Source organism: Desulfoluna spongiiphila (genome assembly GCF_900101345.1).
GTDB classification, from domain to species: Bacteria; Desulfobacterota; Desulfobacteria; order Desulfobacterales; family Desulfolunaceae; genus Desulfoluna; species Desulfoluna spongiiphila.
In genome coordinates this window covers 82,043-98,482 of record NZ_FMUX01000016.1, presented here as the reverse complement: position 1 = coordinate 98,482, position 16,440 = coordinate 82,043, and the positions used below count along the sequence as shown (strand labels likewise).

Annotated in this window: 14 protein-coding genes, 1 pseudogene and 1 riboswitch; of the genes and pseudogenes, 11 read left to right on the top strand and 4 right to left on the bottom strand. The window is 50.8% G+C overall.

Features of this window, described 5'->3' with window-relative positions; translation table 11 throughout:
- Nucleotides 1-5: 5 nt before the first annotated feature.
- Nucleotides 6-959 carry a hypothetical protein gene (locus BLQ12_RS19020; RefSeq protein WP_092213039.1) on the bottom strand — a complete coding sequence of 318 codons (954 nt, stop codon included), beginning with the start codon at nt 957-959 and terminating at the stop codon, nt 6-8.
- Nucleotides 946-1,605, bottom strand: coding sequence for a DUF6064 family protein (locus tag BLQ12_RS19015; protein WP_139164035.1), 660 nt, complete (start codon nt 1,603-1,605; stop codon nt 946-948). Before BLQ12_RS19015 ends, BLQ12_RS19020 begins: the two co-directional genes overlap by 14 nt.
- A 1,434-nt stretch (nt 1,606-3,039) precedes the next feature.
- Between BLQ12_RS19015 and BLQ12_RS19010 the strand changes: the two genes are divergently transcribed.
- From BLQ12_RS19010 to BLQ12_RS18955, 11 genes and pseudogenes are all read left to right on the top strand, one after another.
- Nucleotides 3,040-3,864, top strand: a complete 825-nt coding sequence (locus BLQ12_RS19010) for a galactosyltransferase-related protein (RefSeq protein WP_092213035.1) — start codon at nt 3,040-3,042, stop codon at nt 3,862-3,864.
- Nucleotides 3,848-4,693 carry a transketolase gene (locus BLQ12_RS19005; protein WP_092213033.1) on the top strand — a complete coding sequence of 282 codons (846 nt, stop codon included), beginning with the start codon at nt 3,848-3,850 and terminating at the stop codon, nt 4,691-4,693. The genes BLQ12_RS19010 and BLQ12_RS19005 overlap by 17 nt, the downstream gene beginning before the upstream one ends.
- Complete coding sequence (locus BLQ12_RS19000) at nt 4,680-5,579, top strand: transketolase family protein (protein ID WP_092213031.1); 900 nt, start codon at nt 4,680-4,682, stop codon at nt 5,577-5,579. The genes BLQ12_RS19005 and BLQ12_RS19000 overlap by 14 nt, the downstream gene beginning before the upstream one ends.
- Complete coding sequence (locus BLQ12_RS18995; RefSeq protein ID WP_092213029.1) at nt 5,579-6,664, top strand: hypothetical protein; 1,086 nt, start codon at nt 5,579-5,581, stop codon at nt 6,662-6,664. Before BLQ12_RS19000 ends, BLQ12_RS18995 begins: the two co-directional genes overlap by 1 nt.
- Nucleotides 6,661-7,782, top strand: coding sequence for a hypothetical protein (locus BLQ12_RS18990; RefSeq protein ID WP_092213027.1), 1,122 nt, complete (start codon nt 6,661-6,663; stop codon nt 7,780-7,782). The genes BLQ12_RS18995 and BLQ12_RS18990 overlap by 4 nt, the downstream gene beginning before the upstream one ends.
- A gap of 100 nt (nt 7,783-7,882) precedes the next feature.
- Nucleotides 7,883-8,506: an adenylyl-sulfate kinase gene (gene cysC, locus BLQ12_RS18985; RefSeq protein WP_092213025.1), complete on the top strand. Its 624-nt coding sequence runs from the start codon at nt 7,883-7,885 to the stop codon at nt 8,504-8,506.
- A 182-nt stretch (nt 8,507-8,688) separates the two neighbouring features.
- Nucleotides 8,689-10,203, top strand: coding sequence for a lytic transglycosylase domain-containing protein (locus tag BLQ12_RS18980; protein ID WP_092213023.1), 1,515 nt, complete (start codon nt 8,689-8,691; stop codon nt 10,201-10,203).
- A gap of 141 nt (nt 10,204-10,344) precedes the next feature.
- The gene (locus tag BLQ12_RS18975; RefSeq protein ID WP_092213021.1) at nt 10,345-11,547 is read left to right on the top strand and encodes an MFS transporter; all 1,203 of its coding nucleotides are present in this window, start codon (nt 10,345-10,347) and stop codon (nt 11,545-11,547) included.
- A gap of 329 nt (nt 11,548-11,876) precedes the next feature.
- Nucleotides 11,877-12,047 (top strand): annotated as a pseudogene (locus BLQ12_RS28505) (DapH/DapD/GlmU-related protein); the annotation flags it as partial.
- Nucleotides 12,048-12,393: 346 nt separating this feature from the next.
- On the top strand, nt 12,394-13,143 hold the full coding sequence (locus BLQ12_RS18960) for a DUF4197 domain-containing protein (RefSeq protein WP_092213017.1): 750 nt from the start codon (nt 12,394-12,396) through the stop codon (nt 13,141-13,143).
- 163 nt (nt 13,144-13,306) lie between these two features.
- The gene (locus tag BLQ12_RS18955) at nt 13,307-13,801 is read left to right on the top strand and encodes a hypothetical protein (protein WP_092213015.1); all 495 of its coding nucleotides are present in this window, start codon (nt 13,307-13,309) and stop codon (nt 13,799-13,801) included.
- Nucleotides 13,802-13,994: 193 nt separating this feature from the next.
- Here the strand turns inward: BLQ12_RS18955 and BLQ12_RS18950 are convergent, their stop codons facing one another.
- Nucleotides 13,995-14,540 (bottom strand): phosphoribosyltransferase family protein, encoded by a 546-nt coding sequence (locus BLQ12_RS18950; protein WP_092213013.1) that lies wholly within the window; start codon nt 14,538-14,540, stop codon nt 13,995-13,997.
- A gap of 409 nt (nt 14,541-14,949) precedes the next feature.
- Nucleotides 14,950-16,005 (bottom strand): guanine permease, encoded by a 1,056-nt coding sequence (locus BLQ12_RS18945; protein ID WP_092213011.1) that lies wholly within the window; start codon nt 16,003-16,005, stop codon nt 14,950-14,952.
- Nucleotides 16,006-16,117: 112 nt separating this feature from the next.
- Nucleotides 16,118-16,216, bottom strand: a riboswitch (purine riboswitch).
- Nucleotides 16,217-16,440: the final 224 nt, after the last annotated feature.

Genomic DNA, 16,440 nt, shown 5'->3' with positions numbered 1-16,440 from the left:
TGTCGTCATGGACAGACGGCCTCCTCTTCCGTCATGCGTTGCGGGTCGTACTGAACCTTGCAGGATCTGATCGCCTTGCCTCCCATGGTGACCATGCAACTCCCGCAGATGCCCTCGCCGCAGCAGAAGGTGTGGTTGTTGGAGATTGCCATACCGGCTTCGGGGCAGTGCCGACTGATAAAAGATCGGACGAGTTCGTGCTGGGGCGTGCTTCCGGCGCTGTAGGCAAAGGCGATGTTTTCCTTTTCCGGAAGGGCTTCCATGGTGTCGCGGCCCTGGTTCCCGTGAAGGGGCACTTCATAAACCTTCACCTCGTCGGGCAGGTAGTCGGCGATAAAAAAAGGGCCGGGCCTGTTGACCAGGAGGGTCACCGTGTTGCCGTGGGCCAGGAGGCGTTTTATTACCAGGGGCACCGAGGCCTGGGACATGCCGCCGGTCACCACGAGGCATCGGGCGTCCCGAATGCTTTCAACGGCCCTGTTTCCCTGGAGGCCGTTCCAGTAAGGCCCCCTCAGGAACAGGCGCTGGGAGCTCAGTTCCAGAAGGCGTGTCTTCGGCCCGGTAACATGAAAAGCCAGGGTCACAGTGCCTGCCATGATGTCTGAATCCACGATGGCCATGGGGGCGTCGAAAAAAGAGCGCTCCGTGAGCCCCCTGACGAACACATAGCTCCCCGGGTGGTTGAGGGCCCGTGCCATGGCCCGGGAGACCGTAATTTTTTCCAGGTAAATCCCGTCTTCAATGCGCCGGGCTTCGGAAATATCGCACAACACGGTCTGTTTGCGTTTCACCGCTTTGGAGCCGTTACGCAGGTATCTCTGGTAAATGCAGACCTTGGACCAGTTGCAGGCGCACACCTCTTTGCCCTGGAGCAGGGTACAGACGGTGCACTCACCCGCTTCGGCCAGGTAGCAGGGGCAGTATTCGCTGCCGGCGTCGATGCATTCAAATGGGTTCATGGACAGGCTCCATGGTTGCCTTGTGGACGGCCGGTCGGGTTTTTATGATGTAAAGGCTGTAAAACCCCGAGGCGCAGAGGACGATCTCTTCGTAACATCCATAGAGTCCGAAGCATTTCGGGATGTTGACGAAGGCCCAGACCAGGAGGAGGATGAAGATGTCCCTGTCGATGCGGGGGGCTGCCGCCGCAAAAAGTATGAGGGTAAAAGCGGCGAGGGGGCAGGGGAACATGGGAAGTACCACGAAGCCATGGCCCAGGGCCATTCCTGCAAAGGGGAAGAGGTACACACACAAAAGGAGGGCTCCGGTCAGGCCCTGGTGAAGGGGCGTATCCGGCAGACGGTAGGAACATTTTCCGGTGACCAGCAGGTCCACGAGAAAGAGAAAGGAGATTACCAGGTAGAGGGGGCCCCCAACGAAGAGCGCCATGGGGCTCTTTCCGCAATAGACAAGGAAACAGGCAATGCCGTTCCAGGCAAAGGCAACAGCCAGAAAGGCAGTCATTCCTTTGTCCGATGCCTTTGACGGTTTCGCAAAGACCCCGTAAAGTGCGAAAAGTGAGAGCAGGACAAGCAGGAGTTGTACCGGCAGTGTGTCCTCGTTGAATTTCTTTAGAATCGTCCAGAACATCTCAGTTTTGTTCACGTCTCCTCCAAATGCGTGGTGTGACGGTTATCGCAACGTGCCGGGCGGGAGCCGGGGGGATCGTTGCGGGTGAGCATGATGAATCCGATGTGATCTTGCGATGTGAATGCTGGTTTAACGAGTTAAGGAAGGCTGTGGTTGGCAGGCTCTCCCTGGGTGCAAAAGGTCACATGATCGTACGGTTCCATCATGCAGGCAATCCACCCAAAGGATCTGCTGCTTTATGACTGCTCGCGTGCCCGGTGGCCGCGACGTGTCTGTTTATTTACCTGCCGTAAAAATTGATGTCAACCTAAAATTTCGCCACCCCTAACATTTTTATAACTCCCAATAGAGTTTCCGGCGATGTGAAGAGATGGCGCCCCTGGTGGTGTATAGGTATAGCTTATGGGGGATGCTTCAACTTATTGTATTTTACTATAGTTGATGGGCCAGTGTGCGCAGGCTGCAATAAAAGTGGTTGTGGTAATTGGTCTGTTGCGAAACGAGATCGGTGGGTGTCAATCTGGCATCCAACTGTCAATTTGGTGTATTGGGATGTGGTGGCGACACTGCTCAAGGGCGGACGAACTGTCTGTATTATGGGCTTTGGGACTGTATTTACTCTTTATTATTTCGAAATATTTAGAATAACCATTTTTCTATAATGAAAATTATTGACATTGTATAGCTGATCATATACTCACTCTGTTGAATAGAGATAATGTAGCAAAGTACCGAATCTCTCGAAATAAGATCCCCTTACCTCCACTGAACCCTGAATGACGGTTTCATGCGTGTAGAAAAACGTCCTTAAAGGTAAGGGCTATGACAAATTTATAATATACACGTATTGGCGTGTATAGCATTCCATGAATGCCTTACCGATCGGTGAATTCTCGCCACCGCTCAAACGGCCAACATTTCAGGATGTGGAATTATTTTCCGGCCGAGCCCTGACACCTCAAAACAGATGAGCAGAAGACTCGATAAAAAACTATAAAAAAAGTAGTAGGATCGCTAAATTAGGGCTGTTATAAAAGATAGTAGAAAAAACCGTCAGATGGTTCGAACGTTTCTAATTCAGAACCCACCAAAGCACACAGCCTCCAACGTTGCTTGCGATAGATGCATGAAGGGAAAATCGTGATAATGATCCCGCGTTGGCTTTTTAGTCGTCCGCGAACGAAACAGGATAAATGTTCTGGGGGCGTATCTTTTCGATGCAACAGCGGGACCAAATACCAAATGGTTCACGACGACACCCATCAGTAAGGGTGCCCAAGGCAAGGCAAAAATTCAGCTCGAATGATTCGAATAACCACATTTGGGCGAATCCACACGAAGACCTGAGCGCTTTGCGCGGTTTATCATTTAGCGCCGGATTCAGGGATATAGATTTCTATAGTCAGAAAACATCAATCAACTATTAGAAATAAGGAGAGATAACCAATAATGCTCGATATCATTGTGCCTTGGTGTGATAGATACGAATTACCGGAATCCCTTCCATCTCTGGTTGAAACGGCTGAGATTCTCAACGGGAAAGTATATATCGTCAATTTCGGCGGTTCTCCGGATGACCTCTATACCCTTACTGAAAACTACCTGGATGAGATTGAAATTATAACAATCAGTACTGTCAGCTATTTCAATAAGCAGGCGGCGCATAATATTGGTGTGCGTTGCAGCGGTAACCCTTTTTTGTTTTTTTGCGACAACGATATCATCGTAAATCCCAACGACATGTCCCATATTGTTCAGGAACTGGAACGCAATCCGAACTCTTTCGCAACGCTGAAGGGGGTGAAGGAATCTTCTGTCAATGCAAGGAATGCTGGGCATATCACTTCATTCGGCTACAGGCTTGAGCTGAAGACTGCTGACGGAAAAAGGTTGGAGATCATCGACTCTGAAGAAGACGCCAAGACAGGGCTCAGAAATGCTCCAGGCCTGCTTTGTGTGAGCCGCAAAAATTTTTTGAATATCAATGGGTACAACAGTGATCTGATCGGATGGGGCTGGGAAGATCAGGATATGATAGCACGGCTTACCCTTGGGCTGGGGCTATTACGCATGCAATACGGTGAAGCGATTCATATCTCTCATGATGAAGAGAGCCGCATCCGTCATTATTCGGTGGATAATCGATGGGAAAGCAGGGATAAAATGTTCCGACAGGCACTGAATCGTTACGACTGTAATGATTTTTCAGGTAGTTATGTAGACGACACAACCCGTATACCCTACAAAAGGCATCGCTATGCTTTCCAAAATTAAAGAAGACTTTTCTGATTATCGCGGCCTTGAGGGTAGGGCAAAATATCTCAGGAAAAAAATTGTCTCTGTTCTTCATCCCGACGGGGGGCATTTTGGGGGCTGTCTGAGTGTGATTGATATACTCCATACCCTGTATACTACCTTTCTGAACGTGTCACCTGAAACCAAAGATGATCCATTGCGTGACAGGTTGATCTTGTCCAAAGGGCACTCAGCGGTGGCTCTTTATGTCTTGCTTGCCGAGCTTGGATTTATTCCCGAGGATTGGCTTGAATCCTATAGCGATATCGGGTCCCCGCTCGCTGGCCATCCTGATATGACGCTTACTCCAGGTATTGATTTTTCATCGGGGTCTTTGGGGCAGGGCCTGTCTGCCGGAATCGGAATGGCCATGTCCCTGCCAAAGGATGTGAATGTCTGGGTTGTACTTGGTGATGGGGAGTGCCAGGAAGGACAGGTGTGGGAAGCTGCCATGCTTGCCGGACGGTATCACCTGAGCAATCTGTTTGTGGTGGTGGACAACAACGGGCAACAGGAATTCGGGTGGGGAAATGTTTCTCTGGAAAAAAGAAACCCGCTGCCTGATCCACTTCAAAAGTGGGGCGCCTTCGGCTGGAATACATATGAGGCGGACGGGAATAACTACTTAAGCCTCACTCATACATTCAGGGAATGTCTGGATAACTCCGTTAACGGAAAGCCTACAGTTGTAATCGCCAACACTGTCAAGGGCTACGGATCCCCTCTGTTGCAGAAAGAACCGTTGAAATGTCACTGCGGCAGCCTAACCGATGAAGAGTATAACAGGGTCTTGCATGAAATTAGCTGATTATTTGGGAATGGAGCTGGCAAGGAGATGTGACGTTGATGCGCGAATACGCGTTATTGACGGAGACCTTGCGGATTCGAATGGGGCTATGCACGTAGCGGAAAGTAAAGCGGACCGCTTTATCATGGGGGGGATTGCTGAACAGAATATGGTGTCGATGGCAGCAGGAATGGCAGAGTGCGGATTGCTGCCATGGGTATTTTCATTCAGCGCTTTTTTGTGCTACCGCGCCTATGATCAGATCCGGGTAAGTATCTGCCAGACAGGCCTTCCGGTGGTTCTTGTTGGATCGCATGCGGGGGGATGCCTGGGAAGAAACGGCAAGACTCATCAGTCATTGAACGATGTCTGCGTGATGGCGTCACTTCCGAATATTGATATTTGGGCACCTGTATCGGCAGCTGAGATACCTTACATGGTGTCTGAAATAGCTGAGCAAAACAGAGCGGCGTATATAAGGCTTCCCAGGGAGGCGGAGGGGGGCCTGGCATTCAGTCCCGGAACCGTCGTATGGCTGACCGAACCAAGCGATTGTGTCCTGTTGTCGTATGGCTATTCGACTGAAATTGCGATGGAAACTCATGGGCTACTTGCCGATAAGGGCATAGATGTGGGTGTGCTTCACATCTGCAGGCTGAAACCATACCCTGTTGAAGACATTTACGAAGCAATCAAATATGCCAGAGAGCTTTTTATAATAGAAGATCATTATTCCTTCGGAGGACTGGCCTCACTGACGCGACACCTTTTGGACAGGGTCAGGATTTCAAGGGTGTTTGCGTGGCCGGACGGCTGGACCGGCGGATCTGGTGACACCATAAGCCTCTTGGAGCAGGCGGGACTTGACCCTGCCTCCATCTGCGAATCCATAGAAGAGGTTTTGTGATGATTCAAAATAGATCGAAAGTTATGATTACCGGTTCGGGGAATCTGGCCCGATGCATCTGTTTTATCATGACCTCCTGCACAGAACATATGGATGTGGTTCTTGTGGCAAGAAACCGGAGTGCTCTGAAATGGATCGTTTCCGCATCCTCTGCAAAGCAGGCAATATTCGGATCTTCCCTCTCTTTTTCAGCAGAGGTGATTGACTGGTCCAGCCCCGGTCGTCTTGAAGAACTGATCGGAAAGCATCGTCCCGATGTTGTCATCCATACGGCATCGGTTCAGTCGCCCTGGTCACTAACTCCCGGCAGCCGGTGGGGGCGCCTTGTCAAAGAGGTGGGGTTCGGGCTGACAACCGCTTTAAACGGGTGTTTGCTTTACAGGTTGCAGAGCGCAGTCGGAAAGGAAAGCTCACAAACAGTGATCATCAATGCCTGTTATCCCGACGCGGTCAACCCGCTGATGGATTCGCAGATTCCCAATTTGCTGACGGGTATGGGGAATGTTGCGATTATAGCCGCCATGCTTAAAGCGGACAGAGAGTTATGTGATAAACGCCTTCAGGTGATAGCCGGGCACTATGATGTGGCTCAGCTTATAAAAGATGTGAAAAATGCAAAGTACCTGAACGTATGGGCAGATGGCGTGAAAACACAAATCAATCCCGAGCGTTTTCTGAGACTTCCTGCCGACTCTGAGTTGAACTGGGTTACGGCAGCCTGTGTTATCCCTCAGTTGCTGGCTTTTTTACGCAAAAAAGATCTCTTTTACGGTCATATTCCCGGTATTTTCGGGTACCCTGGGGGGTATCCGGTAGTGGTAAGGGATGGGGAGCCGGAGTTGGACCTTCCTATTGAGGTGCATGTGGATGAGGTGGTCCAAAACAATCGGGCTGTACTTGAAAGCGAAGGGATCATCATTTCTGAAGGGGGTGAGCTTTCCTATACTGACAAAACAAAAGATACACTGAAACAATACAGCCCAACTGCTTTGTCATCGTTCAAAGGCGATGATGTTGAACTGGCCGCTGAAGAGCTGATACGGTTCCGAGAGGACCTGATGTCCGAAGCGGGAGAAAGACTGTGATCGCGCATGAGTACGATATTAAGGCGAAAACACGGACTTCAGCAACCGGAGTGACGGATATCAACGATTTTGAGCTGGAAAGCGTCGGTTGCACTGATGCTCGGCAGCTGTTGAATGACCCTGGTATCTCGCTTTATGCCATGGATACGGCAAACCAAATCGCTGTGTTTGTGGCTTCTGGAACCACCGGTACCCTGTTTGAAGCTCCTTTCTATTATATGGCGCAATATGAAGCAGCCGAGCGGGTATTTACCATATCTTTTGACATCATGATCCGTCTGGCACAGACCATTGATGTAGAGAGCAGAAGACTGATCTTTATCTTTTCAACGGGTAGAGCGGGTTCAACATTGGCGGGACGTGTGTTCTCCCAGATAGAAGACGTTGTGACCATTTCAGAACCTGATGTACTGACCGCTCTGCTTGCTGCCCGTTTGAACGCTTCATGCAATGACTTGAAGTTAAAGGAACTTCTGGTTGCCTCAGTGCGACTGCTGTGCGCAGGCGTTTTAGAAAAACAGATAGTTATCAAGGTTCGGGGCAGTGTCATCGAACTTTGCGACTGGCTGATCCAATGCTTTCCCGATATGAAAAGCGTGTTTCTCTATCGGGACGCAGAATCGTGGCTGTCTTCCTCCATGAGAGCCTTTGTGGGCAGTACCGGGGACCCGGATAAAGGGGTTGTCATCGGAGAGAGGGCTTATCGCTCTCGCATGGCTCGTCTGGTTCCCATGGTGGCCCGGTTTGATGAGGGCACACACCTTTCGTATGCCGGAATACTCTCCTTAATCTGGCTTTCCGTGATGGAGCGGTATATGAAACTGCGCTCCCAGGGTATTGAAATGCCAGCCATACCATTCAAAAACTGGCTCAACTCACCGCTGGAAACATCAGAGTCCATGCTGGAATACTGTGGGTGTCGTCCTGACAGTATGAAAACCGTATGTGACGTGTTGTTTAAGGATTCGCAGGCTGGAAGTCATCTGTCAAAAAAAAATTTGCTGAATAGGAAAGCAACGGAAAAAAAAGATGTTGATGAGTTGAAAAAACACCTGTCGAGGCACCCATTTATAAACCGAGTTGATTTCGAAGTGCCGGGAAGTCTTTGTCCGTGTTGATAAATATGATTACCGATATTGGTGCGACTCCTTATGAAAAGGGGAAAATACATCTTTTAACGTCTGTTCTTTTCGTCATTTTTTTAAACTGGATGGGACCATGATACCGAATTGTTTCCGGCACAGGCACGCCATAAAAAAAGTTGGCAGGGCAGAACAGAAAAACCAAAGCCCTTGCGTGCTTTGGTTTACAGGGCTGAGCGGATCTGGAAAATCAACTTTGGCAGGAGCCGTTGATGAGTATCTCTTCGACCTCGGCTGCCACAGTTATCTCATGGACGGTGATAACGTTCGATATGGCCTTAACAGGGACCTGGCCCTTTCCGATGAAGACAGGGCAGAAAATATCAGGCGTATAGGAGAGGTTTCAAAGTTGTTTGTTGATGCAGGCCTTATTACGCTCTGTGCCTTTATCTCTCCTTTTGCCAAGGATCGAAATAGAGTCCGAAGCGTTCTGGACTCCGGTGAATTTATCGAGGTTCATGTCAGCACGCCCCTTGAGGAATGCAAACAAAGAGATCCGAAAGGGTTGTATAAAAAAGCATTAAAGGGGGACATTCATAATTTTACGGGGCTGGACGGTGTTTATGAGGTTCCTGTACGTCCGGAAATAACCATTGATACCACCGGCAGCACCCCCTTTGAATGTGCGGAAGTTATTGTGGAATACCTTAGGAATAAACGTATGATACCGGATATGGGCAACGTGTCGATGGGCATGTAAGGGCTATGGCAAACATAAAATATACACGTATCGGCGTGTGTCATAGCTCTCGGTGAGCGTTACCGATGGCTTAATTCGCCTCATCGCTCAAACGGCCAACACTTTTGGGGGTTTCATCATTTTTCGGCCGAGCCCTAATACAAAAGGCGCCATACGCATAACCATACAACTGATATAGGACGATGATTATCAAAAAATTAGTGCTCAACATAGCCTTGATATCTGCGGTTGCGACAGGTTGCACAACGCAACCGTTATTTGTGACTCCGAAAATTCCTCAAGATGCAATCGTAACCCAACAGGAAAAGGGAGAACCTGCCACACATGTATCTGCAGTTGCAACCGACGCATCCGGTTCGTTATTGCCAGGTAAAGAGATATCCGAGGATAACGTATATGACGATCTGGCAGCAATGGAACAGGAGTACAAATTACAGGATGAAGATGACCAGAGCCTTGATGCGGCCGAACGGGCCCTGGATTTGTGCCGGAATGCCCAGAAAATGTGGGAGAATGGAGATGCGGATGATGCCATCGCAACGTTAGACGCTGCCTACAGGTTTATTCTGTCAATAGGTGATTCGGCATCTCTCAAGGGACTGCAGCAGAAAGATGAAATCCGCTTTATGATATGCAAGCGGCTCCATGAAATATACGTCTCAAAACATACCGCTCTTCCCATGAGTCAAAGCGCCATTCCCACCTTGCTGAACAAGCATGTGGAAGCGGAAATCAAAAGATTTACCACATATGAGAAAAGGTATTTTGCCGATTCCCTGAGGCGTTCCGGGAAGTATATAGCTTTTATAAGAAAAGAACTTGAGAAAGAGGGGCTGCCCGGAGAACTGGCATGGCTGCCCCTGATCGAAAGCGGATTCAACTTAAAGGCGTTGTCAACCGAGAATGCACTTGGCCTGTGGCAGTTTGTTCCTGTTACGGCAAACAGGTTCAGCCTTGAGAAAAACCTCTATGTGGATGAAAGGCTGGACCCGTTCAAATCAACCGTTGCCGCTGTCCGTTACTTTAAGATACTTCATCGAACATTCGGAGACTGGGAAACAGTTCTTGCAGCATACAATTGCGGCGAGGGGCGTGTACTCAGGACAATAAAAGGTCAGAGACATAAATACCTTGATAACTTCTGGGACCTTTACAATCGCCTGCCCAGGGAGACGGCAAGGTTCGTTCCTCGCTTTCTGGCCACCATTCAAATCGTCAACAATCTTGAAAAATACGGCTTTGATCAGATTCAACCGGAACGGCCTGTCACGTTTGACGTCGTGAAAATAAACAAACAGCTGTCCCTGAAAAGCATCGCCAAAACCACCGGAATACCCTTTTCATCCCTTGCGGAGCTGAACACGGAATTGAAGCACGCTATTCTTCCGGATAGACCTTATGAACTCAGGGTACCCAAGGGAACTTCCGAAAAATTGCTTTCTGTAATAGACACTATCCCGGAATCAAGCAGGCTTGCCATTTACAGATCCGTTCGCCACCATAAAGTCAAATCCGGGGATAGCCTTTACAAAATCGCAAGGGATAACGGTACGACGGTAAGGGCTCTGTCGGAAGTAAATAACATAAATCAAAGAGACTTGTTGCAGATCGGGAACATTCTGATTATTCCGGCTGACCGATATAAACGTAAGAAAAAGAAGCAAATCAAAATATCGTCTAAGCAGTCGGTTATGTAGTGAAGTTGACGGTTCCCTCTGTCTGGTCGCCGGGAAGTCCGGGCCGCAACTGCAAAGCCTGACATAGGCAGATTTTAACAAAACCCCGGATACTCGAGCTGAGATCATAACTATTTTCAACAGTTCAGGGATTAACGTGTAATGAGTTACGATGTAGACAGCAACGTCAAAGCAAATGTGAAAATCATATTTGCCTTGACGGCGATTCATTTTATAGGTGACTTTTATACCTCTTTTTTCAGCACCATGCTTCCCTTGTACCAAGAAAAAATGATGCTCTCCATGACGCAAATCGGATTGCTCACAGGCGTTGTCAGGTTTCTTGCGTTTATCGTCCAGCCAACAGTGGGATATCTTTCCGACAGATACCAGACAAAGCTGTTCGCTCTTTGCGGAGTCCTGCTGACAATCCTTTTTTTTCCCCTTTCCTGCATAGCTCACAGTTTTTATCTGCTTGTCGCCGTAACAGCACTCGGGGCTATCGGCTCATCCATGTTTCACCCTTCAATAACGGGTATGGTTCCGCTTTACAGCGGGGCAAGAAAGGGGGTCTGCCTTTCGGTTTTCAACACGGGGGGAACCGTGGCATTTGGAATAGGGCCGCTTTTCATCTCCTGGTACATCCATGCCTTTGGTTTTGAAAACACGTCGTATACGCTTTTTATGGGCATATTTTGCCTGATATGCGTCTATCCCCTCATCCCCGTTCCAATAAGTGAAGGCTTTCAGGATCACGGCTTCCTAGGATCCATCAAGGAGTCGTTGGGAGGTGTCTGGAAGGCTATATTACTTATATGGTTTGTTATGGTCCTGCGGGCTATCGTGGGGCAATCCTTTTATACCTTTACATCCATTATGCTCTACGACAGGGGGTATTCACTCGTATCAATCGGAATTGTGAATTCACTTTTGATCACCTCCGGCGCAATAAGTGGGCTTGCCGCTGGGTATCTTTCGGACAGGATCGGGTACAAGATTATTTTTCTTATAACGCATACCCTGATGACGCCCATCCTTTTGCTTTTTATCCGCTCTTCAGGGCATTGGGTCTATCCGGGAGCTTTTATAGCTGGTTTTTTTCTGTTTGCCACCATGACTCTGGGGGTGGTGATGGCACAAGAGCTTGCCCCAAAGGGAAGGTCAATGGTGTCAAGCCTGATGATGGGGCTTGCGTTTGGGTTGGGAGGTTTCTTTTCCCCCCTCGTCGGGAAGCTGGCTGATTTGTATTCCATTAAAACAGTTCTTTTTTATATTTCCTTTATTCCTGTTCTAACGGTTTTCATCATTTTTTTCTTTCCGGAAAGACAAACCGAAATGAAGGACTACACCGTATGTTCAAACTAAAAGGACCTTCCGTGAGAGAGTCTGTTTTTCTGGCCCTGGCAAACCATCTTCCAAGGAGTGCCTGGGCAGACAGGCACCGGTATGTTTTTTTTCGCCTGGCCCGGGTGGGGGTAAAAGGCAGGTGCACCATCTGGGGGCCGCTTACCATTCGGCCCATCGGATGCGCCGGGAACGTTGAAATCGGGGCAAACTGTTTTATTAATACACATGTGCGTTTCGGTGTTCCCAGGGACAAGGTGATTATCGGGGACCGTGTCCTGATTGGCCCGCAGGTTATGTTTGAAACCGCAAGCCACAGCCTGAGATACGTTGAGGGCGTGGGAAGAGGGATGACGACCCGGCCGATAACAGTAGAAAGCGAAGCCTGGATCGGAGGGGGTGCAATCATCACTCAAGGGGTAACCATAGGCCGGGGCGCAGTGGTTGCAGCCGGAGCGGTGGTGACTGAAAACGTGGATCCCTATACGGTTGTCGGAGGCGTCCCCGCAACATACATTCGGAGTGTGGGCCTCCCCGCACAGAAAATGGCGCAGTAAAGATGTACACACGGAACAGGCCCCAGCCTGAACTCGTTTCTGAACTTGAAGTTTCGCACCTGAGCGGGCCGTTTAACCGAATGACGTTGGTGAGAGGGAATCTATTTTTATGTCCCTATGCGCCCATGTCATGGTATATTACCTGAGTTATTACAGGCTTTCGCACCCCTCCTGCCGCCGCGCTGTCCATGTCTCCCCTTTCCTGTTTTTTTGTGCTATTCCGCGAAAGCCCTTGTCTTTTAAGGACGCGTGTTGCCTTGCGTCCCAGGCGTTCTGCCTGATACCCGACACCCCTTACGAGGAACTTCATATGAAAAAACAGTGGATATCCGTGGGGATTGCCCTGTGTGTGGTTGCAGGGTCGTCCGTTTACCGGGAAGCGGAAGGGTCATGGCTGGATAAGATCAATATCTTCAAGAAAGACAGTGGAGAAAGTACGGAGGTGGCTGAGGGGGCACCATCCACCGGTGAGATCGGCGATGCGTTCAAGGAGGCGCTTCGCATGGGCACCGAGAGTGTCGTCGGCCAGTTGGGTACCGCAGATGGGTTCAACGGCGACCCGGCCATTCACATCCCCTTGCCGCCGGAGCTTCAGGCGGTGAAATCCATGCTGGACAAGGCGGGCATGGGGCATCTGGTGGACGATCTTGAGCTCAAGTTGAACCGGGGAGCCGAGGCCGCAACCCCCAAAGCGAAATCGCTTTTCATGGATGCCATCGCCGAGATGACCTTTGAGGATGTCAAGCAGATCTATGACGGGCCAGAGAACTCGGCGACCCTCTACTTTCAAGAGAAAATGACCCCGTCCCTGAAGAAGGAGATGGCGCCTGTGGTGGATCAGACCCTCTCCGAAGTAGGGGCCATCCAGGCCTACGACAAGGTGATGGATCAGTACAAGACCATGCCGTATGTCCCGGATGTGAAGGCTGATCTCACCGATTATGTCCTGGACAAAGGGGTCGACGGGATTTTTCATTATATTGCCATTGAAGAGGCTGAAATCCGGAAAGACCCGGTGAAGCAGACCACCGCGCTATTGAAAAAAGTGTTCGGGGAGTAAGGGGGAATGCACCGGGGTGACTCCCGGTGACATGTTTCTGTACCTGTCGGTCTGTTTCATGGATGAACATGGATGCCATCCTGTGGTATGGTCGAAGTCGCGTTTTGTTGCGGGTGTTTTTACCCAACGTTTCGGGAACACGAACTTGACGAGGCAGGTGTCCATGATCGAACCAGACGAAATTAAAAAGCTTGATTCCGGTTTTTCTTTGATCCTGATCATTTGGGGAGCTATCTTTGCTTCCCTGGGTGTGTACCTCGGGGTAAGCCTTTTTATCGCAGATACCCTGACGGCCGCGGTGGGGGATAAATTCCCACTGGTGACCCTTCGGTACGCGCTGTTCGGTATTTCCGCAGCGACCCTCGTGGCGGTTCATTTTCTGCGGGGGTTTATGCTGGGGCATCCGGGGGCGGTGAAGAACTTACGATCGATGCCCTCCGCCCAGCATCCGGCGGTGGCGCGGTACTCCGTCATCGTGATTGTCACCTCAGCCCTCCTTGAGAGCATCGGTATTTACGGCCTGGTCCTTTTTCTCCTGGCAAAGGATGCCCTCTCTTTCTACCAACTCCTGGGTGTTGCTGCTGTGGCCATGTTGGTCTACCGCCCGAAAAAAGAGGAGCTCCTGGCGCTGGCCCGGCGCATGGACACCATGGGGTAAATCCCGGGACGGGGTCCTTCCGGTTGCAAAAAATCCCATTTTAAGACCTGTCTGTTGACCTGTTTCAAGGGGTGGGCTCCTGCAGGGCCGACGACGGCATAGCCTGAGGTGTTACAACCGGTTTGTGTAATCAACAAGCACAGGCTCTCCTCTTGGCTGGGCGTGGGGGAGAGCCTGTTTATACCTGGTCAGGCTATTCCGCGGGAAACAGGGGGAGCTCTTCCAGAAAGAGAATATCCTTGCGGGAGGCGGCATCTCCTTCGGCGAGGATAGCCGCCTTGACGGTGACGATGCCCCCCACGGCTTTGACGAGGCGCTCAATGGCTTCGATGGATTCGCCGGTACTGATGACGTCATCAATGATAGCCACGCGTTTGCCTTTGATGGCTGCGGCATCGAGAGCGTCTAAGCAGAGGAGCTGCTTGTTCGTGGTGGTGATGGATTGCACCTCGTCAATGACCGGGTTGTCCATGTAGGCTTTCACGCTTTTTCTCGCTACGAAAAATTGTTTCATGCCCATGAGGCGCGAGACCTCAAAGACAAGGGGAATGCCCTTAGCTTCTGCGGTGACGAGGACGTCCACGTCCGGGAGTTTTTCTTTAAGCAGGGGCGCTGCGGCGCAGATGAGCTCGGTGTCGCCCAGAACCACGAAGCTTGCGATGCTCAGTGTGTCACTGATGGGGATGATGGGAAGGTCTCGTGTTACACCGGCCACTTCCAGTCTGTATGTTTTGTTCATGGGATATCCTTCAAGTAAAAAAATAGGTAACTATTCAGCTTATGCCCCCGGCGGGTCTGCCGGGGGCTAAACGTTTGTCAGTTCGTATGGGTTGAACTGCTTAAATGAACTGAGTTTTAACGGCGGATGTACTTTGACCCGAGGAACGAGGGGCAAAGCGCATCCGCAACCTGCTTCCAAGGTGGCACACCTTGCCGCCGGAGGCTGCCTTTTGTTACTGAATAATTACAAAAACAGATAAATACAGTCGGGCAACCGTCGGTGGCGTTTATTCAAACGCCGCAAGCATGTGCTGGGTACATGTGAGCACATCAGAATGGGCAAATCACATCGCCCTTTGGCGGAATCGGTTTTACGCCCTGGTGGGGCACCGTGTCAAACGGCAAGGCTGCCCTGTACTTTCGGGTCATCAGAAGCCCACCAGGGGTGAGAGGCATTTCACGATGAGGCCGGCCATCATGCCCAAAAAAGGGTCGGAGATGGCGGTGACCGCCATGGTGACTCCGCCCACAATGGTGTTTCCACCGCCAAGGGCTGCCGAGGCGTTGATGGGGACGGTGACGATGGCTCCCAGGACGAAGAGGAAGCCGGCGATGGATTCGCTGGGGACGTATTTCCCGATCTTGGGAAGGAGTCCGGCAAAGAGGATGATGGCCATAAGGGTCATCATGAGCACGCCGGAAAAGACCGGGTGCGGGGCGCTGCCCGTGGCGGAGATGATGGCTTCCACGGGGCCGCCGCCGAACAGGGAAGAGGCCATGTCCGCCAGGCTGCTGTAGATGGCCAGGTGATCCACGTTGACGCTGGCGCCTGCGATGTTGCCGGTGATTTTTCCAAAGGCGATGTTGGCCCCGATGTTGAGGCAGACCATGGCCAGGGCCCCACGGGCCACAGACAGGTTGAGGATGGGTTTCTGGAGGGAAAAGCCCTCTTTTTCAACGGCGTTCATGTCGGATTTCTGTTTCATGGCCAGGGCCACGGCGCTTGAGAGCACCACGGAGATGGTGATGGTGTAGACCAGGTCCTTGGTCATCATGTAGGTGAGAAACCCTGAGGCGATGGAGCTGAACCCCACCGCTTTGTTTTTTGTGGCCATGCCGAAGGCTACCCTGGCGAGCATGATGCCGACCCCTGCCATCATGCCGTTGGTGATGGCGGGCCCCACAAAGCTGACGATTTTTTCCAGAAAGCCGAAGACACCGATGGTGGCCATGGCCGCCGCCCCGAAGAAGATCATGGAGAGGCGTTCCTGCATGTTTTTGCCCATGGTTCCGGCCAGGGTGATGGTTTCTGCCTGAAAAGAGATGGGGGCCACGCACCCGAAGAGAAGGCACCCAGCGGCGCCAACGATAAAGGCCAGGGCCGTGGGGATGGAGGCAAAGCCGAAGGAGAGGGCGAGAAGGCCCTGGGGCAGGCCGTTGAGAATGACGCTCAGGGCGGCCAGGATATCTTTGATGTATTCCATTGTATGAGACTCCTTATGCGGTTGTCATGTTCCTGAAAATACATGCCGAACAAGGGGTCTCTCGAGGGCGCAGAAATACGAAAACAGATCACCCGGGACAACAGGAGACCTGCGGCTTTTCTTGCACTCCCATAGTCGGATGGACGGCCTTCCGGTAGAGACTCCTGACCCATGTCATCAGGATTATATGGGGTGGTTGGTTGTGAAAGAGTGTGGATACCAGAGCCTTTCAAGGAATACAATGGGGGATTACTATATTTTGAGGCGATCGTGATGCCACAGGGAACCATGGCATTCATGAAGTTTTTAAGCGATGTTTACTAACGATGCGAAACAAAAATAGAAAAGATAGGTGGCCGGGCTACGGGGAACTATTCGTTGATTATCGGTTCGGAAAGACAAGGCCGGGCGGCAGGGGACCCATGAAGGCGAATC